The 18,415-nt window shown below is 65.3% G+C and carries 13 protein-coding genes; 8 read left to right on the top strand and 5 right to left on the bottom strand.

Annotated elements, in window-relative coordinates; all coding sequences use genetic code 11:
- Positions 1-13: 13 nt before the first annotated feature.
- From recD to recC, 3 genes are read right to left on the bottom strand one after another with little or no spacing between them, the layout of a single operon-like run.
- Positions 14-1,876 (bottom strand): exodeoxyribonuclease V subunit alpha, encoded by a 1,863-nt coding sequence (gene recD / locus CH295_RS18505; protein WP_094741570.1) that lies wholly within the window; start codon positions 1,874-1,876, stop codon positions 14-16.
- Entirely contained in the window at positions 1,873-5,214 is a 3,342-nt protein-coding gene (locus tag CH295_RS18500) for a UvrD-helicase domain-containing protein (protein WP_094741569.1), read from the bottom strand. Before CH295_RS18500 ends, recD begins: the two co-directional genes overlap by 4 nt.
- On the bottom strand, positions 5,211-8,486 hold the full coding sequence (gene recC / locus CH295_RS18495) for an exodeoxyribonuclease V subunit gamma (protein WP_094741568.1): 3,276 nt from the start codon (positions 8,484-8,486) through the stop codon (positions 5,211-5,213). Before recC ends, CH295_RS18500 begins: the two co-directional genes overlap by 4 nt.
- Positions 8,487-8,632: 146 nt before the next feature.
- Here recC and CH295_RS18490 point away from each other — a divergent pair, with 146 nt between their 5' ends.
- Both CH295_RS18490 and CH295_RS18485 read left to right on the top strand, forming a co-directional pair.
- A complete protein-coding gene (locus CH295_RS18490) occupies positions 8,633-8,983 on the top strand; it encodes a VOC family protein (protein ID WP_094741567.1) in 351 nt (116 codons plus the stop codon).
- A 172-nt stretch (positions 8,984-9,155) separates the two neighbouring features.
- Positions 9,156-9,854, top strand: a complete 699-nt coding sequence (locus CH295_RS18485; protein ID WP_094741566.1) for an excalibur calcium-binding domain-containing protein — start codon at positions 9,156-9,158, stop codon at positions 9,852-9,854.
- A gap of 4 nt (positions 9,855-9,858) precedes the next feature.
- Here the strand turns inward: CH295_RS18485 and CH295_RS18480 are convergent, their stop codons facing one another.
- Both CH295_RS18480 and CH295_RS18475 read right to left on the bottom strand, forming a co-directional pair.
- Entirely contained in the window at positions 9,859-10,368 is a 510-nt protein-coding gene (locus tag CH295_RS18480) for an O-acetyl-ADP-ribose deacetylase (protein WP_094741565.1), read from the bottom strand.
- Entirely contained in the window at positions 10,365-11,291 is a 927-nt protein-coding gene (locus tag CH295_RS18475) for an ADP-ribosylglycohydrolase family protein (RefSeq protein ID WP_094741564.1), read from the bottom strand. Before CH295_RS18475 ends, CH295_RS18480 begins: the two co-directional genes overlap by 4 nt.
- Positions 11,292-11,352: 61 nt before the next feature.
- On the opposite strand from CH295_RS18475, the gene CH295_RS18470 reads away from it, so the two are divergent.
- From CH295_RS18470 to CH295_RS18445, 6 genes are all read left to right on the top strand, one after another.
- Positions 11,353-12,027 (top strand): NUDIX hydrolase, encoded by a 675-nt coding sequence (locus CH295_RS18470; protein ID WP_094741563.1) that lies wholly within the window; start codon positions 11,353-11,355, stop codon positions 12,025-12,027.
- Positions 12,028-12,051: 24 nt separating this feature from the next.
- The gene (locus tag CH295_RS18465; RefSeq protein ID WP_141217055.1) at positions 12,052-13,242 is read left to right on the top strand and encodes a hypothetical protein; all 1,191 of its coding nucleotides are present in this window, start codon (positions 12,052-12,054) and stop codon (positions 13,240-13,242) included.
- A gap of 91 nt (positions 13,243-13,333) precedes the next feature.
- Positions 13,334-14,635 (top strand): T3SS (YopN, CesT) and YbjN peptide-binding chaperone 1, encoded by a 1,302-nt coding sequence (locus CH295_RS18460; RefSeq protein WP_094741562.1) that lies wholly within the window; start codon positions 13,334-13,336, stop codon positions 14,633-14,635.
- A gap of 92 nt (positions 14,636-14,727) precedes the next feature.
- Positions 14,728-15,747, top strand: a complete 1,020-nt coding sequence (locus CH295_RS18455; protein WP_094634886.1) for an AurF N-oxygenase family protein — start codon at positions 14,728-14,730, stop codon at positions 15,745-15,747.
- Between the two features lie 47 nt (positions 15,748-15,794).
- Positions 15,795-17,393, top strand: coding sequence for an FAD-dependent oxidoreductase (locus CH295_RS18450; protein WP_094741561.1), 1,599 nt, complete (start codon positions 15,795-15,797; stop codon positions 17,391-17,393).
- 163 nt (positions 17,394-17,556) lie between these two features.
- Positions 17,557-18,366, top strand: coding sequence for a hypothetical protein (locus CH295_RS18445; protein WP_094741560.1), 810 nt, complete (start codon positions 17,557-17,559; stop codon positions 18,364-18,366).
- Positions 18,367-18,415 lie beyond the last annotated feature (49 nt).

Below are 18,415 nucleotides of genomic sequence, written 5' to 3'. Positions count from 1 at the left end.
AGGATCCGACGAACTACAGGATCTTTCGGCGCAGGCCGCTCGCCCGCAGCACCTGACGTTCGACGCCCGCGCGGATGGCCTCTTCGGTACCGATCACCCGTACGTGCGATCGTGCACGAGTAATGGCGGTGTACAGCAGTTCTCGGGTCAACAGCGTCGATGCCTCAGCGGGCAGCAGAACCGACACGGTGTCGTACTGACTGCCTTGACTGCGGTGGATCGTCATTGCGTACACGGTGTGTACCGAGGAGAGCACATTCGGGTGAATCAAGACGTGGCCACGACCTCGCGGAAACGCCGCCATCGGAGTTCCGTTGTCTCCCAACACCACAACGCCGGTGTCCCCGTTGTAGATCCTCGCCTCGTGGTCGTTGGCCGTCACCAACAACGGCTGTCCGGGGTACCAGAGCGAGGGGTCGAGAAACGTTCCGCTGCCTTCTCCCACCCACTCCATCGCCTGCCGGTCCCACCGCGAGACCCCCCATCGACCCTCGCGGTGAGCGCACAGGAGGCGATGTTTCTCCAGCCCGAGCAGTGCTGCGGTGGCATCTCCTCGTACGGCGGCGGCGGTGACCTCGGCGGCGGTGTCGATCACGTCGGAACGCAGGGCGTCGACGTCGTCGGGGCTCTGGAACGAAATTTCCTCCGCGCCGGACTCGAGCAGCGCCATCACGTCGTCGCCCCGGCCGTCTCGCACGGCCACGGCCAGGCGAGCGATGGCTCCGCCGAACCGTCGGCCACGACTGAGCCGAACGACGCCGCCGCGCAGTCGGTCTCGCTCGAATGCGCTCAGAGCGGCTTCCGCGGGATCCTCGGCTGCGGCGAAGTCCACGTCGACGAGCTGCGCCAGAACCGGGTTCTCGATGCCGGTGACCGGCCTGGCCACCAGATCTGCCAGCACTGCGCCTGCGTCGACCGACGTCAGCTGATCCGGGTCTCCCACGAGAATCAACCGAGACTCCGGACGCACGGCTTCCAGTAGCCGACACATCATCGTCAGAGACACCATCGAGGTTTCGTCGACGACGATGACGTCGTACGGCAGTCGGTTCTCGGCGTCGTGCCGAAACCTCGTCTTGCTACCGGGCTTCCATCCCAGAAGTCGGTGCAGCGTCATCGCTTTCAGGTCTGCTGGAAGTCCGAGGAGCCCGGCTTGTTCGGACACGGACTCCTGCAACCGGGCTGCGGCCTTGCCGGTGGGTGCGGCGAGCCCGATCCGCAGATCGCTTCCGTGTTCGCGGACGAGAAGCGCCAGAATTCTCGCTACCGTATGGGTCTTTCCGGTTCCCGGTCCGCCTGCGATGACCGTGGTCCACTGCGTCGCCGCCAGCGCTGCCGCTATTCGCTGTCGATCGGGAGCGGCCGTCGGTGCGCCAGATTCGTCCACGAACAGCGCGGCCAGCGCGTCGCGGATCTCGTCTGCATCGGCGGCCGGGTGGGATTGCGAACGCACGTCGAGGAGATCTCGAACGGTGCTCTCCTGCAAATGGTATCGGCCCAGGTACAGCAGCTCACCCTGATCGGTGTCGACCAGTTTCAGCGGTCTCAACGGTCCATTCGGACTGCCGAGCACCAGTGGACTCACCCTCAGTGCTCCGAGCACGTCGTCGAGCTCCGGCCACGGAAGTGCGCTCGGATCGACGTCCGAATCCTCGTCGACGGTGACGTCTCGCAGTCGTCGCAGATCCAGGCACACCGAGCCCGATCGCACCGAGCGCACCGTCAGAGCAGTGGCGAGCAGTACATGCTCCGACGACTCCCCGGCCAGGGCACCGAGGCGCAAGGCCACGTGCACGTCGGATGCCGACAGCACACCCACGTCGTTGAAGGTGCGCAGGATTCCACTGCCGCGCAGCGCAATCGAGACTCCGGTCATCGGGTCACCCTCCCCGCGAGCAGGTCCGACAGCTCGACCACCAGAGCTGCGGGCGGATTCCAGTCGAACACCCCGCACCCGGCGGGGGTCTGCGGTCCGACCATGCCCCGCACGAACAGGTACCGGATACCGCCGAGGTGTAGCTGCGGGTCGTAGTTCGATTGACGCCATCGCAGATATCGATGCAGTGCAACGGCATACAGGATTGCCTGCAGCGGATAATGCGAGCGGATCATTTCCTCGGCCATCTTCTCGCGCGTGAAGTTGCCGGTGGTCAGATCGCCTCTGGCGATTCGATTCGTCTTGTAGTCCACCACGACGTACCGCGGTCCTGACACGCGAAGAACCGAGTCGATACTTCCGGTGAGGAACCCGCGCAGTGGTGTCGCCTCCAGATCGTCGAGCAGATCTGCATAGGACGCGAGCACGTCCGCCGGATCGAGGTGGTGTCGCAACAGCCGCGCCACGGACTTCAACGTGACAGTGTTCGCCACCGGATCGTCTCCGCCGGCCAAGGGCAGCTCGAAGTCGAGTTCGGCCAGATGGTCTGAGGGCGCTACGTCGGCCAGCGTCCCGAATCCCAATGGTGTCTGCATCACCGGCAGAAGCGCTTGTGCCAATGCCACCGGATCGACCTCCGCCATTCGCGACGCGACCGCGGCAGCGCAGCGGCGCTCGAGTTCCTCGAGCAGATCGGGTGCGGACGTGTCGACGTGTTCGAGTGCCTCGTGGACGAGCGTTCCGAACGCCGCGCCGGCAGGCATGCCGTTCATCGGTGACGCGATTCCGTCCAGCTGTTCGTCGATGTACTCGCCTCCTGGGTATTCGGCGCCCACCGACGTGTCGGCGGGCTCGTCCGTCTTCTCGGGATGCTCGGCCTCGCTGGTCACTCCTACCTCGGGCCGGCCGGGCGCGGCGTCGTGAGCGTGAGCTGTCAACGCGGAGTAAGATGTTCGACGCCACAGGAGGTCGAGGGTTCGATCGAATCGTGCGGCAGCGACGTCGAGGTGCGGTTGCTCGGGACGAATCCAATGTGCGGTGGACGGCTCACCGGGTCCCACCGGTTCGACCGAGATGAGGTCGGCTGCCGACCCGACCCAGGATTGGAGCCGGTTCGCAGTCGTCGCGTCGTCGAGAACCTTGTAGGACGGCTCCGGCAGAGCAATTCCGGGGATTCGTCCGAACAGCATGCGGTGCAGCGAGGACGTCGCGGTGTTGCGGCCCGGTGCCCACCACAGCACGATCCGGCTCTCGGCGCGGGTGAGACCGACGTAGAGCAGTCGCAGTTCCTCGCCTGCTTCCTCCTGGTCGTTGAGAATCTTCCTGGCCGCGTAGCCCGTTCCGGACGGTCCGCCGACGTCTCGGATCCGCTTGCCGTTCTCGTGCAGCAACAGCGTCGACGGCTTGCTGAAGTACAACGTGTCCCAGGCGTAGGGCAGATAGACGACCGGGAATTCGAGCCCTTTGCTGCCGTGTGTCGTCATGATCTGCACTGCTGCGGAATCACTGTCGAGTCGTCGACTGCGGTCGGTCGACCCGCCCGCTGCCGGTTCCTTGATGCGGTCGGTCAGCCAGCGAGTGAGGGCGGTGATTCCGTAGGACTCGGATACCGCTGCGCGATTGAGCAATTGGGCGATGTGCCGCAGATCGGTCATCGTGCGCTCACCGGCTTCGACCGCGAGCAACCGGGCATCGAGTCCGGACTGGGCCGACACCCGCTCGAAGACTGCCGCGAACCCGGCCTCGTCGAACAGCACCGAATACTCGCGCAGCCGACTGCTGACCTGGGACAGCGCGTCCTCGGCCCCGGAGTCGAGCTGCGCTGCGGTCCACCCGAGCAGCGGAGTCAACGCGGCGAGACGTACGCGATCGGTGCGATGAGGTTGCTCGATGGCCTGCAGCAACCACAGCCAGTGTCGGGCACTCTCGGTGCCGAACACGCTGGTGCTGCTCGACACGACGGACGGGACCCCGACCGCGTCGAGTGCGTCCCGAATCAAGGCCACCTGCTTGGTCGTTCGGGTCAACACGGCAATGTCTCGCGGTTCGATCACCCGAGGGCCATCCGGTCGCTCGATCACGGCATGTCCGGACAACAGCTCGACGATGTCCGCCGCAACGTCAGCTGCAACCCGGGATCGGAGTCGGTCGACTGCCGGAAAACCCTGCCGCAGTGGACCGGCGCCGGTTCGCGGCAGATAGCGCAACCGCAAAGGCGGATGTCCGACCATGCGTGAGAGAGGGTTTCGAGGTTCGACTCGGTGCACCACGATGTCCTCGTGACCGAGGGCCGCACCGCCGTACAGATGATGCAGGGCGTCGAGCAACCCCGAATCACTACGCCAGTTGGCAGTGAGCTCGTAGAGATGGTCCGCGGTCTGCACCGCGTCGAGGTAACTCAGCACCTCGGCTCCGCGGAACGCGTAGATGGCCTGCTTCGGATCGCCGACGAGGATGAGCGTCGTGAAGCCGTGAAACGCCCGCCGCAGAATGTCCCACTGCATGGGGTCGGTGTCCTGGAACTCATCGATCAACACGACGCGGAATCGGTCTCGCACTCGCGCGCAGGCGGCCTCGCCGTGGACGGGGTCGGACAACACCGAATGCAGAAGTCCCAGAAGATCGTTGTAGTCACGCAGCCCGAGCAGGCGTTTGCGACGTTCGATCTCACGGCGCGCCTCCCGGGCGAACCGCACACGAAGTGCGGGCTCGCGGTTGTCGTCGTCCTGGTCCTCGGTGTCGGGATACAGAATCGACTGTTGGTCACCCACGGCCGCCAACGCCAACTGCTGAGCGTCCCGCCTGCTGAATGCCGGTGCCTCGTCGTCACCGCTGAACATCTGCAGATACAGGTCGTCCACGACCTGTTCGAGTAGGTCCGAGACCGATTCGACGAACGCCGATTCCGGTTCGCGCTCGCCTGCGATGCCGAGCCCGTCGAGCATGCGCTGACAGAAACTGTGCGTGGTGACGATGGTTCCGGCGTCGAAGTCCGACAGTGCCCGACGCAACCGTCGACGCCGCCGGTCCACCTCGGCGTCGTCGACTGCGGCCAGAAACGCCACGAGTGGATCCCGAGATACCCGAGCGGCGTCCGGGTCTGCCAGGTCCCGGGCGATCGACGCGAACCTGCTTCGGGTGCGATCACGCAGTTCCTGGGTCGCGGCCCGGCTGAACGTCACCAGCAGCAGGTCCGAGATCTCGGCGATCCCTTCGGCGATGTATCGCGCGGCCAACCCCACGATCGCGTACGTCTTGCCGGTCCCGGCGCTGGCTTCGAGGACGGTCGTTCCGGTCGGCATCGGACCGAGCAGGTCGAATCCGCGGGCGGCAGTCATGCGTTCCCCATGTTCTCGGCGGTCAGCAACGGGTCCCACAGTGTTCGAGCGAGAATCCCGAAGCGGCTCTTCTCGTTCGTCGGCTCCGTCTCGTCGGCGAGCGGGGCCGCGGCGAGCAATGTCTGGAACGACAGGGTCGAACCATGGACGTACCGCAACGATCGATCGGTCCCGTCGCCGAAGTCGCCCCGCCAGGCCCACGTTGCCGAGTCGTAGCCGTCCTCGATGGATCCGCCGCCGAACCGCTTCTCCGCGTACGCCGACGCGGTACCGGTCGAGATCGGCAACGGCGACGTCATTCCACGGTCCCGCAAGTCCACCAGCTCCCTCAGGACGGCGACGGGGTCCAGCGGGCCGCTGAGCCGGGAACGACGAGGCGGGCGCATCCCACTCGCGCGGCCGATGGTGACGGCGCTCCACTCCCCTGCTTCCGATGCCGCTACCGCCAGCAACCGCACCCACGCGGCCAGTCGATGCTTGGCGGCCAGGCGGGAGTACGAGGAGCGCGCCAGCGTGCGGCCGTGAATTCCGGTGACGGTGCCGGTCAGACGTCGTCCGTCGCCGAGATCGACCGCGACGTCGATCGTCTCGGCCGGACCCTCGTGGAAGGGAGCGGCCGCGTCGGCGATGATTCCGACGATCTGCCGGATGTCGGACATCTCCCGGCGGCCCTGATGGAACGGCGGGAGGGTGCCGCGCCGCCACTCGGCGTCGGCGAATTCTCCGATGTCCCCACCAGCGAGCACCGCGGCAAGCATCCGATCACCGATGTTCCATCGGGACAACGGATCCAGCTCGATGTCCAGGCTGTCCGCCAGGTCGTCCTCGAGCTCGGGAACGCGGAAGCCGAGCCGTTGGCGCAGAAAGGCCTGCACCGGATTCTCGACGAAGGCGATGAGTTCGGCGAGCTCGACGTCCCCGCGCTCCGCCGGAGGAAGCGCGTCGGGCAGAAACGGTGCCACCGGATCGGGCGTCCGTTGCTGGGACACCGCTCCGGCCAGGGCAACCGTGTCGAAGCTGAACGGGTGTTCGGCCTCGAAGTTGTGCGGATCGAACGGCTGCAACGGATGCCGATGTTCGACGCTTCCGCCCGCGGTCACCTCGAGCACGTCCATCAACTCGCGCAGTGGGATCGCGGGCGGCTTGGCCGAACCGTCGACGGGGTCTGCTCCGGTGTAGAACAAGAGCAGTTTTTCCTCCGCCGACATCACCGCGTCGAGGAGCAGTTGCCGATCCTCACTGCGAATATCTCGTTCACCGACGGCCGGATCGCGGGCGAGGATGTCGTCTCCGTCGATACTGCCCACTCGGGGGAACACCTCGTCGTCGAGTCCGAGCAGCACCACCACTCGGTGCGGCACCGAGCGCATCGGCACCATGGTGCACACGGTCAGCTCGCCGGTACGGAAGTTCGCTCGGGTGGGTCGGCCGGCCAGTCTGCCGGCCAGCATGGCACGCACATCCGCGAGTCGTAGCTCGGCGGTGCCGCCGTGTTCGGTGGCGTCGGCGATCTCGCGATGTGCCTGTGCCAGTTGCCATTCGTCGGCCGTAGGCACATCGGCGAGCAGATCGAGGGCGCGCCCCAGCTGCCGCGTCCACTCGGTCACCGATGCCGGACCGGCCAGTGCGCGGAGCACCGAGGCGAGCCGATCCACCAACTCGGCGAAGCGGCCGGCGAGGGTGATGTCGTTGCTGTCGACATCGTCGAGAGGCAGCGCGAGGTCGAGGTACTCGTTCCGAGTCTCGTCCGCGGCCACTCCCAACAGGATGCGATCGAGCGCCGATTTGAAGGTGTTCTGTCGAAAACCGTTCAAGCCATAGGCTTCTCGTTGCCGAACTGTCAATCCCCAGCGAGCACCGGAGCTCGTCACCCATTCGCGCAGGCGCTCGAGATCGTCGTCGGTGAACGAGAACTTCTCCCGTACCGGACCACTCGCGGCGAAGTCCAACAGCTCGCTCGCCGTCACCCGGCCCTCCGAGAAGTCCAGCACCGTGGCGATGACGTCGAGGACGGGGTTGGTGCGACGCAGGCCCCGATCGGCCAGGCGCACCCGCAACCGGTGTCCGGGATGCACCAGCGCCGCCTGCCCGAAGTTCGCACGGATCAGCGGCGCGTAGGTCTCTACATCCGGGCACATCACCAGCACGTCCCGTGGTTCGAGCGTCGGGTCGCCGGTGAACAGATGCAGCAACGACTCGCGCAGAACCTCCACCTGCCGAGCCGGTCCGTGGCAAGCGTGAATCTGCACCGATCCGTCCACGAAGGTTGTGCCGTCGTCGAATTCGGCAGAAGGAGGCGAATCGTCGGTGATGTCCGCCTGGATTCGTCCGAGCAGGGTGTTCGCTGTTTGCGGGCCCTCGTGATGCACGGTGTGCGTCGCCACCGACGAGATGGTGGCCTGCAGTTCTCGTACGTCTCGCGACAGGCCTGCCAGCAGGGGGTGCTCGACGGCCAGAGCTGTCGTGTCGTCTCGTCGGCGCGTCACCGCCGGAATTTCGGCGAGGGTGCGCCACATCGACGGACTGGGATGCGGAACCCAGATGTGCACGTCGCGAGCTTGCGACAGCGCACTCAATATCTCGAGCTGATCGGTTGTCAGCCGGGTCGGACCGAACACCGACAACCGGCTCGGCAGGTCCACCGACTGCGGTGCGTCCCGGAGTCGGGCGCAGGTCTGCGGCAGGCGTTCGGCTGGGCTCGGGCTGCCGATCCGCTCGCGTATCGCGGCCCACACTCGCGGTTGCCACAGCAGGTCCTCGTCGAGATCGCCGCCGTGGCCGTCGGTGAAGCGCCCGTCGAACCAGTCGCGCAGCATCTGGGGACGCTGAGATCCGTAGGCGCGGAACAGTTCTGCCACATGCGATGCCGTCGACCAGCGGCGTCCCGCCCGATGATCCTCGGAACCTGCACCGAGGTGCTTGAACAGCACTGCCGCCCAGGTCTCGGTGCGACACTCGTCGATCACCTCCAGCGCGGTCCAGAGAACCCGGCCCGGAGCCCAGGGATCATCGTCGGGGTCGATGTCGTCGACGGCAGCAATGGCGCGCGAGACCAACCGCGTCGGGCTCGGGAAGTCGATGTTGGCTGCGATGCCGTCGCCATCCGAACCGCCCAGTGTGCTCGACAGTCGCTGCGTGAGCCACCGCTCGACGCCTTTCGCCGGGACCGACACGATCTCGGGCACGAACGGATCGGCCAGCGGTACGGACAGGATGTCGGCGAGTGCAGCCGCGAGTGTTCCGGCGCGTTCGGCGCGGTGGAGCGTCAACACCGTTGCGGTCCCCTGCCTGCTCGTATCGGTGCCCGATTTCGGGCTCGTGACGACCCTACTCGAGCCACCGACAGATTCTGCGCGATGAGTCGGGCCGTCGGATCCGGTCCATATCTGCGCAACCGAACGATACGAAGGAGAACGCGATGATCGAACATGTACTTGCCGTGGTGGCGGTGCGCGATATCGACTCGGCACGAGAGTGGTACGCGAAGCTGTTCGACCGCCGGGCCGACAACAATCCGATGGCGAGTCTGGTGGAGTGGCGGCTGGCGTCCGCTGCGTGGCTGCAGGTGACCGTGGATCCCGAGCGGGCAGGCTCGTCGTTGTTCAACGTTGCCGTCGAAGACATCGAGGTGTTCGTCGATGCCGCTCGTTCCCGCGGAATCGACTTCGGCAATATCGTCGATGCGAACAAAGGGGTCAGACTGTCCACGGCCTCCGATCCGGACGGCAACTCCATCACTGCGATCGGCGGCTTTCGCGAGCACTACTGATCGAGCGGTTGCCGTTCTCGCACGGGATGTAACGACGAACCCCGTCGATGCGACATGGTGAACGGAAATGCGACCGACCGGTTCGAATAGAACGAGACGGTTGCTTCCGGTCTCGCGGGTGACATCTCGGCCGCGACATCGACACCTCTCGTGACCCGAACGGACCCTCGACATGACCAGCGCCTACCCGCCACCCTTCCAGCGACCGGCACTCGAGCCAGAGACGCCTCGCCGACCCCTGTTCGGAAAGGTATTCGCCTGGGCCGCAATCGTTTTCGGCGCATTTTTTCTGATCGGGGCAGTGTTCTCGTTCGAGTTCGGAGCGCTACTCGTCGGAGCGTTGCTGGTCGGCAGCGGAGTCCTGTACCTGCGCTCGTCACCCGCGCGGGGCCGCAAGGTCTGGGCCGTACCTGCCATCGCCATCCTCCCCGCACTGTTCGTGATGGGGCTGACCACCACGACCGAGCCCGAGACCACGACCGCCATCGCACCGGTCGCGGCCGTGCCTGCGTTGCCGACCGTCACGACGACCACCGCGCCGCCGTCGACAACCACACCGGCCCCGACCACCACCACCGCAGCCCCGACGACCGAAACAGTGGCGGCCATCGTCGAGATACCGACGACGACGGAATACGTCCCGCTGCCCGAGCCCGCGTACATCCCGGAGCCCGTCTACACGCCGGAGCCGGTGTACACACCCGAGCCCGTCTACTCCGCCCCCGCGCCGTTGGCCGCAGTGCCGTCCGCTGTCTCGTACGCCAATTGCGATGCGGTCCGTGCGGCGGGTGCAGCCCCGATCTACGCCGGGGATCCGGGTTACAGCACCAAGCTGGACCGGGACAAGGATGGCGTCGGCTGCGAGAACTGACCAGTCACCCCACCAACCGCCGCGTCAGGTTCGCGGCTTCGCGGGAGTAGGCGACCAGCATGACGAGGTCGACCGACGGCCGGGCAGCTTCGACTGCCACGACCTGCTGGGTGACTGCATCGTGCATCGGCCATCCGTAGGAGCCACCGGAAATCAGGGGAAACGCGATGGATTTCAGGTTCATCGACGCTGCCAGCGCCAGACTTCGGGCATAGCAGAGTCGCAGCAGCTCCGATCTGTCCTCGTGCGGGGAGTAGCGCGGGCCGACGGTGTGGATGACATGGCCTGCTCGAAGTCGGCCCGCGGTCGTGGCGACGGCTGCACCGATGTCGAGGCCGTGGGGCAGGGTGGTGGCCCGCAGAGCCTTGCATTCTGCGAGGATCTCCGGCCCACCGGCTCGGTGGATGGCACCGTCCACTCCCCCGCCGCCGAGCAATCGCGTATTGGCGGCATTGACGATCGCATCTGCGGCCACGTCCGTGATGTCGCCCTGCACGACGTCGATGATCGTCATGAAAGCCCTTTCTTTGCAATGATGTTCGAGGTGATTCGGTCGAGATCGTCGGCGCGCAACTCTGGGTAGCCGTGGACGATGTCGCGCCATTCGCTCGGCACCGCCGATGCGCCCCAACGCGCTCCGAGAAGTCCTCCGGCTATGGCCGCCGTGGTGTCGGTATCACCGCCGGCGCGGACACACAGTTCGAGAGCGGCAGGCAGGGGCCGCTCCGCGTCGTCAGATCGATGGATTGCCCACCACGCCGTCTGCAGAGCGTGGACCACCCAGCCGTTGTTAGGGAAATCGGACGGCTGCCCCTCCTGCGCCTGACGAAGCAGGGGCTGCCAGAACTCGCGGACGTCGGCCTCGGCCTCGTCCAGAAATTCGCACACCCCGCCGTACGTACCGTGACGAACCGCGAATCGAATTGCGTGACTCCACATTCGGCACGCTTGACCGGCGCGGGGGTCGGAGTGGGTGAGGGCACTGATCCGCTCCGCTGCATCTCGGCATCCAGCCGGGTCGTCGAGGTAGGCCAAGGCAATCGGTGCCGTTCGCATCAATGATCCGTTGCCGCCGGTTCTCCCTGCCAACGACGCCGCCACCGCAGTCATGTCGGCACCACTGCGCGACCGCTGCGAGAGCACGAGCCGGGTCTGATTTCCCACATCCGGAGGGTCCTGGTCGAACCAGTCGCGAAACTGCTCGGCGACCTCGTCCACGTCACCGCCCTGCTCGAGTGCACGCGCGACGCAGAGCGCCATCGAGGTGTCGTCGGTCCATTCCCCCGGGGCCCAGTCGAATGCACCGCCGCCGATCATGGCGATGGCCGTTTCGTTCGAGGGATATCCGAATTCGTATCCTGCGCCCAACGCGTCGCCCACGGCAGTTCCGAGCAGAACGCCTCGCGCCCGATCCTGCTCGATGGCTGTCAGTTCCATGACTCCCCCTTAGATCGATGTTGCGCTAATCATAGATCAGATTCGCGCTAAGATACAAGACATGACGTGGCGAGACCGAGACGGCAACACTCTGACCGACTATCCACGCCCCTCCGTAGCAGTCGATGTCGCAGTACTGACCGTCCGCGAGCATCGACTGCAGGTAGTCGTCGTTCCGTCGGAGCGCGGCCCTGCGCTACCGGGCACGTTCCTTCGACCGTCGGAGACTCTCGCCGACGCGGCAGACCGCGCGTTGAGGACGAAGGCAGACCTGACCGATCTCACTTTCCATCAGTTGAGGATGTTCGACGGCCCCGACCGCGACGACCGCGGATGGGTACTGTCCATGGCGCACAGCGCTGCGATAGCGGCTCGATCGCTTTCTCCCACAACCATTTCGATGCCGATCGAGGACTCCAGGCCGGTGTCACCGATGGCCTTCGACCACGGCGACATGGTGTCCGAAGCAGTTCGCGACCTCCGTGATCGTTACGCGCACGAGGTCGATCCCGCACTGTTGACGGACGCGGAATTCACCCTCCTCGAACTTCGCGAGCTGTACGAGATCGTGTTCGACCGCCCTCTACCGAAAGACACGTTCCGACGCCACGTACTGGGGTCACTACAGGGGACAGGCACCACCTCGACCGCAGGCGGCGGCCGCCCCGCAGAGCTGTATCGCCGTGCATCGAATCCAGCCCTTCCTGCGTCTGCGGGCTCGTTCCTTCTTCGCTGAGGGCACGGATCGACGAAACCGGACATGCCAACAGATAAGCTGGGCGTCATGGGATCGAAGCGGCCTGCCAACCGCGGACAGAAACGTGCAGAAAAGACCAAGGCCCGGCAACGGCGTCACCAGCAATCCCGACCGGCCCCGACCGGTGCCGTCACCGAACGCATCGCCGATCTGATCGACGGTTTCGTCGAATGGCTCGACGAGAGCGAGATGTCGGAACAATCGGAAGCGATCTCCCGGCTCGTGTCGTCGACACTGACCCAACTTGCCGGTGCTCGTCAGGGCTTCTCCCCCAGCGCCTGGCTTCCCGCCGATGCACATCTGCTGGTCGATGCGGCCGAACGCATCCTGCAGGAGGAATCCGACACTGCGGAGGACACCGCGGTCAACCTCGTTCTCACCTCGCTGCAGTACCTGACATTCCTCGATGAAACCGACCTCTGGGACGGCAGCCCCGAGGACTACGCGCACTGCATGGAGGATCTCTCGGACTTCCTCGAGGGCGACGAGCCCGACATGCTCGACGCCGATGACATCGACCTGCCCGATGTTTCCCTGGCCCAGGAACTCGCCGCGATCTCGGCGCTGCCGCTGCTGCCTGCCCTCGACGACATCGTCGCGCGCGTCGCCGATGGATTGGCGGTGGGCGACAACGCGGATCTGCAGCGCGCCGTCGGCTCGGCCCCGCTCGATCCCGCCCGGCTCGATGCGGGTGCCGCGGCCGACTACTGGTCGACAGCCATCGCCACCGAATTGATTCGCATCGACGGAGACACCGCCAGGCCGGGAGACAATGCGCATTCGCTGGCCGGCCGTGGCGCCGAGACCGTGCACGAGCTGGTGGCCGAGCACGTGCGCGTGCAGCTGTCGGGAGATGCCGACGACCCCGATGTGTCACGGTCGCTGGCCAACACCTTCGCCGTGCAGACGCTCTTGGCCGCGATGACCGACGAGCTGCCGATCAACAACGAGGGTGAGGACTACGCCGAGCTCGAAGGTGAGGATCTGCGTACGGCGCAGCTGATCGACCACCGCGTTCGATCCCTCATCGAGCAGGGCATCCTCGTCAGGATCGAGGAGGTACTCGCCGTTCCGCACGCGTTGCGCCCGGCGGTGCTGGACGGTGTGGCCGAGGCGCAGCCGTTCGGTGTGATCGACGAGGAATCGCAGGACGACCCGCTCTACGGCTCGGTCGGGGATCCGGCGTCGTCGTGACAGCCCCCGCGAGCGCCGAGACCGTGTCGGTGGTCGCCGCTAGCGTCACCGACTGTGCGTTACGTCAACGCGATCTGGGTAAGGAGCCGACATGAGCGATTCACTCGAGTTCGACTTCGACGTCGACGCTGCCTGGATGCAGTTTCAGCGCAAGCTCGGCGACTACGTCAGCGCGATGCGCGACGGTGATGCGCTGGTGATCGAGTCGCGATACGACACCACCGACGGCGTGCCGGACACCGCCGCCTGCGTGCAGTTCTACGCCTGGGATCTCGACATGGTCCGCTGCGAAATTCCGGCGAACGAGCACCTGCACAGTAGCCGCGAGATCACCGATGAGCAGCGAGAAGCGCTGAGCCAGTTTGGATTTCGCACGGCAGTCGATTCCGAACCCACGGCACCGCACGTGGACCGCAATCGCTCGTGGTCCGATGATCTGGCGAAGAAGACCGTGGCGGTGTTCCGCGACATCTGGGGTCTGCCCCACCCGTCCTTCCTTGGCTCACGCGCCACCGGTCGGTACGACGTCCCGAGTTTCGACGCCTCCGCGCCCGAGGCCGATACGACCGTCGTCCCATTGTGTGTGCAACCGAAGGGCAAGGAACACCTACAGCAACTCGTCGATCGCGCCCTCGAACCATGGTTCGGTTTTCCGCCGGACCACGATCCGGACGGTGACATCCCCCTACGGTTCGTGAACGGCACCGCGTACGTGTCGGTCAAACCCACCGAACCTGTGGTCGAAATCAATTCGACGCTGGTGCACGCCGTGTCGGGGCGAACCCGCGCAGCCGAGTTGCTGGTCGATCTCAATCTGCAGCTCCCCGACGTGATGCTGCACCTGATTCAGGACTGCATCGTCGCGCAGGTGCGAGTGAGCGGGTCACCCTTCGTCGCGGATCACCTGCTGTGGGCAGTGCGAATGCTCAGTCACGTTTGGGAGCAGGTCGACGAGAAATTCGCCGAGGATTTCGGCGGCGCACTCGGGGAACCGACGCCGCCGCCGATCGACACGGACGACTTTCCGGACGGTCTGCTCGAATTGGTCGAGCTCGTCGATCGGTCCGAGGAATCCCTGGACCTCGACACCGTCCTCGGATGTTGCTCCTCCGATCGCGATGTCGTCGTCTCCTACCTGCGCATCAGCGCGGAGCAGGAGGCGTCGTGGCGCGGTATGGCGGTCGCTGCAGATCTCGGCGACGAGCACTGCGACGTCGACGAGGCAGATCGAGAGGCCGGCAAGTGGGGCCGCGCCGTGGCTGCTCTGCGAGAGGTACTGCGCAGCACACCCGACCAGGTCACGCCGGTGGTCGATCCGTCGGCGATCCAGTTGCAGCTGTTCGAGACCGACGAGGTGGCAGAGGTATCCGACGAGCGTTCGGACGAACAGTAGACGTCAGCCGAACAGGATTTTTCCCTCACGCTTCCCTTTCGTGTTAACTGGGGTTACATTAACTCTATGTTCGCACCTCGTTTGGAGAAGCCATGACACTGACGACAGGCACGACGTCCGTTTCGGTCGACACCGACGCCACGGACGAACAGCAGTACATCGAGACACTCACCCTGCTGTCCGAGGGTTCTGTGCACAAGCACTTCGATCCGTACGTCGACATCGACTGGGAGTCCGAGAAGTTCGCGGTGCCCGCGAACGATCCCCGCTGGGTACTCCCCGCCAAGACGGACCCGATCGGTGGCCACGCCTGGTACCGAGCACTTCCGCTCGACAAGCAGATCGAGATCGGCATGTGGCGTCAGGCCAATGTCGCCAAGGTCGGCCTTCAGTTCGAGAACATCCTGATCCGCGGCATGATGCAGTACGTGTTCTCGCTGCCCAATGGCTCCGCCGAGGCACGCTACTGCACCCACGAATCCATCGAAGAGTGCAACCACACCCTGATGTTCCAGGAGATGGTCAACCGCGTCGATTCCGATGCCCCAGGCATGAGCCGGCCCATGAAGATGCTTTCGCCGTTCATCCCCCTGTTTGCCACGCTCCTACCCGAGTTGTTCTTCGTCGGCGTTCTCGCAGGCGAGGAGCCGATCGATCACATTCAGAAGTCCGTCCTGCGGTCCGGTGAAGAAATCCACCCGATCATGCAGAGCGTCATGGCGATTCACGTAGCCGAGGAAGCGCGGCACATCTCCTTCGCGCATCAGTTGCTGCGTCGTCGCGTTCCCAAGATGTCCAAGGCCGGGCGCTTCCTGCTCTCGCTGGCCTTCCCGGTCACGATGCGCATCCTGTGCGACGTCATCGTCATTCCGCCGAAGAAGTTCTGGACGAAGTTCGACATCCCGAAGCAGGTGAAGAAGGACCTGTTCTGGGGCACCGAGGAATCCCAGCACGCGTTGCAGGATTACTTCGGAGATGTGCGCATGCTGGCCACCGACACCGGGATGATGAATCGCGCCGCTCGCCTGATGTGGAAGCTGTGCGGAATCGACGGCAAGGCCTCACGTTTCCGTAGCGAGCCCGACCGCAGCTCCAGCCAGTTCGCCGCATAGCTCTCTCGCCGCTCAGCCATTCTTGCCACTGCCGTCAGGAACCCCTCATGCCCCACGTCGTCACCCAATCATGTTGCAGCGACGCATCGTGCGTCTTCGCGTGTCCCGTCAACTGCATTCATCCCACTCCCGACGAGCCGGACTTCCTGACGGCGGAGATGTTGCACATCGACCCGCAATCGTGTGTCGACTGCGGCGCGTGCGTGTCGGCCTGCCCCGTCGATGCCATTGTGCCGCAGGCGAAACTGACCGAGGCGCAACTGCCGTTCCTGACGATCAATGCGGATTTCTACAAGCAGGAGCGCCCACCCCGGCCCATCTTGGCCCCGGTCACCCCGGCAGCCTCGGTGTCGAGGGATCGCCAGCCGCTCCGAGTCGCTATCGTCGGATCCGGCCCGTCGGCCATGTATGCGGCGGATGAACTGCTCACTCAGCCGGGCGTGAACGTTGATGTCTACGACCGGCTTCCGCAACCACATGGTCTCGCTCGACTCGGCGTCGCACCCGATCATCAGAAGACCCGTCAGGTATCCCGACTGTTCGAAACGATCTCCGCGCAAGAGGGATTCACCTACCACCTCGGCGTGGAGGTCGGCAAGGACGTCACCCACGACGAGTTGTTGGACACCCACCACGCCGTGATCTACGCAGTCGGTGCATCATCGGATCGCGAGCTCCGCATTCCGGGAGCCGAATTGCCTGGGCGCAGTTCGGCAACCGACTTCGTCGCCTGGTACAACGGCCACCCCGATCACGCGCACCGCACGTTCGACCTCTCGCACGAACGCGCCGTCATCGTCGGTAACGGCAACGTCGCCCTCGACGTCGCCCATATTCTGACGATGAATCCGGATGCGCTCGCCCAGACAGACATCGCGCCGTACGCGTTGGACGCCCTGCGCCACAGCGCAGTTCGCGAAGTGGTCATCGTCGGCCGACGCGGTGTGGCACAGTCCGCGTTCACCGTGCCCGAGTTCGCCGGATTGCTGACCGTCCCCGATATCGACCTGGCCATCGACCGCAGCGAACTCGCGCTCGATCCGGTCACCGTCCGACTCGCAGCGACCGACGACCTACCCCACGCCGTGGCTCAGAAACTGCAATTGCTTCGCCACGTCGACGAATCACCCGACCACAGCGACGGCCGCAAGAGAATCACTCTGCGCTACCTTCTCTCCCCCACCAGGATCCTCGGCACCGATCGCGTGACGGGTATCGAGTTCGACCGAATGGGCCTGTCCGCGGACGGCGACGACGTGGTCCGCAGCACCCCGACCGGTGACGTCGACAGCATCGAGGCCGGACTCGTCCTCACGTCCATCGGCTACCGCGGTGTCGCGCTCCCCGGAGTTCCGTTCGACGACCTGGCCGGCATCATTCCCAACACCGGCGGCCGCGTGTTGCAGGAATCCGGTGGGCAGACGTCGATCGGCAGCTACGTCACCGGTTGGATCAAGCGCGGCCCCTCGGGATTCATCGGCACGAACAAGTCCTGCGCCCAGGAAACCGTCGGCCATCTGGTCGACGACTTCAACGCCGGCCGCCTGACGGATCCGATCGAGCTGCCCAGCACCTGGCCGACCGGGGCGAACCGAGGCACGCTGCGACGCTCCAGGGAAATGCTTTCCGCGCTCCGCCGCTCCTGACCGATGGCTCACCCCCTGTTGGGATCACTACGCCTTTCGGTCGCCCTGAGTGCAATAACACTGCACTCGTCCGGAGGGTGTCAAGGTTGAAGCGTCTACTATCGGGGTAGCTACAGTCATCGGCCACCGATTCGCGGCGGGCCAACACCTCGAGGAGCACGAGATGCCGGCCCTGCGACGCATCTTCACCAGGACTGCTGTCCCAATTGTCGGTATCGCTGTGGCGTTGGTGTGCGCGGCACCTGCTCAGGCTCTGCCGACACCCGGCGACCTCTCCGATGTTCCGGCCCGAACCTCGTTGTCGTACGAACACATCCCGACGGGGACCTACGTGGGCAGCGCCGACGACAACTCCGCGCGCCCGGGATTGTCGACGGTCAAGCTCTACATGGCCGATTACGTCGTACGCTTCGGCGACGGTTCGCCCAGAGACCTCGACATGGCCGCCAGGATGGTCCAGGTCAGCGACGACGGTGCCGCGTCCACGCTCGACAACAAATACCCACAGGCCATCTCGGCGACCGCCGCAGAATATGGGCTCACCTCGACCTCGCGGGGCGGTTTCTGGGGCAACTCGTCCACGAGCACAGCCGACACCGTGCGATTCCTGGCGGCGAAGAAGCGCACCGATCCCGCCAGCCCCGTCCTCGCCTGGATGAACACCGCGGCTCCTGTGGCACGCGATGGAATGGTTCAGGACTGGGGCACCGAGCAGTTGCCCGGCGTGACCGGGACCAAGTGGGGATGGGCCGACGACCGATCGAGTGTGGTCGCGTCCGCGTCGATCGGCGATGACTTCGTCATTGCATCCAATACATACGGACCGACCCGATCCAACACCGACGACGTCATGGCGGGGCTCGGCGGCATCGAGCTGACGGCACCGCCCACCGCCATTGCTGTTCCGAATCTTCCCGTGATTCCCGGTCTGCCGTCGGTCGAAGAACTGCTGCAGATGCTCGCTCCTCGCTGACACGTTCGAATATCTGTCGGGCCCCTCCCCTACTCTGCGATTCACCGAA

Source organism: Rhodococcus sp. 14-2483-1-2, from assembly GCF_002259405.1.
GTDB lineage: Bacteria > Actinomycetota > Actinomycetes > Mycobacteriales > Mycobacteriaceae > Rhodococcoides.
The sequence above is the reverse complement of the archived record's forward strand: the minus strand, read 5'-3'. Positions and strand labels throughout refer to the sequence as shown.

Excerpts from the sequence above, each read along its gene's own strand:
- recD (WP_094741570.1), bottom strand. The coding sequence starts at position 1,876 with ATGACCGGAGTCTCGATTGCGCTGCGCGGCAGTGGAATCCTGCGCACC.
- CH295_RS18445 (WP_094741560.1), top strand. The coding sequence starts at position 17,557 with ATGCCGGCCCTGCGACGCATCTTCACCAGGACTGCTGTCCCAATTGTC.
- CH295_RS18485 (WP_094741566.1), top strand. The coding sequence starts at position 9,156 with ATGACCAGCGCCTACCCGCCACCCTTCCAGCGACCGGCACTCGAGCCA.
- CH295_RS18500 (WP_094741569.1), bottom strand. The coding sequence starts at position 5,214 with ATGACTGCCGCCCGCGGATTCGACCTGCTCGGTCCGATGCCGACCGGA.
- CH295_RS18475 (WP_094741564.1), bottom strand. The coding sequence starts at position 11,291 with ATGGAACTGACAGCCATCGAGCAGGATCGGGCGCGAGGCGTTCTGCTC.
- CH295_RS18450 (WP_094741561.1), top strand. The coding sequence starts at position 15,795 with ATGCCCCACGTCGTCACCCAATCATGTTGCAGCGACGCATCGTGCGTC.
- CH295_RS18480 (WP_094741565.1), bottom strand. The coding sequence starts at position 10,368 with ATGACGATCATCGACGTCGTGCAGGGCGACATCACGGACGTGGCCGCA.
- CH295_RS18460 (WP_094741562.1), top strand. The coding sequence starts at position 13,334 with ATGAGCGATTCACTCGAGTTCGACTTCGACGTCGACGCTGCCTGGATG.
- CH295_RS18490 (WP_094741567.1), top strand. The coding sequence starts at position 8,633 with ATGATCGAACATGTACTTGCCGTGGTGGCGGTGCGCGATATCGACTCG.
- CH295_RS18455 (WP_094634886.1), top strand. The coding sequence starts at position 14,728 with ATGACACTGACGACAGGCACGACGTCCGTTTCGGTCGACACCGACGCC.
- CH295_RS18470 (WP_094741563.1), top strand. The coding sequence starts at position 11,353 with ATGACGTGGCGAGACCGAGACGGCAACACTCTGACCGACTATCCACGC.
- CH295_RS18465 (WP_141217055.1), top strand. The coding sequence starts at position 12,052 with ATGCCAACAGATAAGCTGGGCGTCATGGGATCGAAGCGGCCTGCCAAC.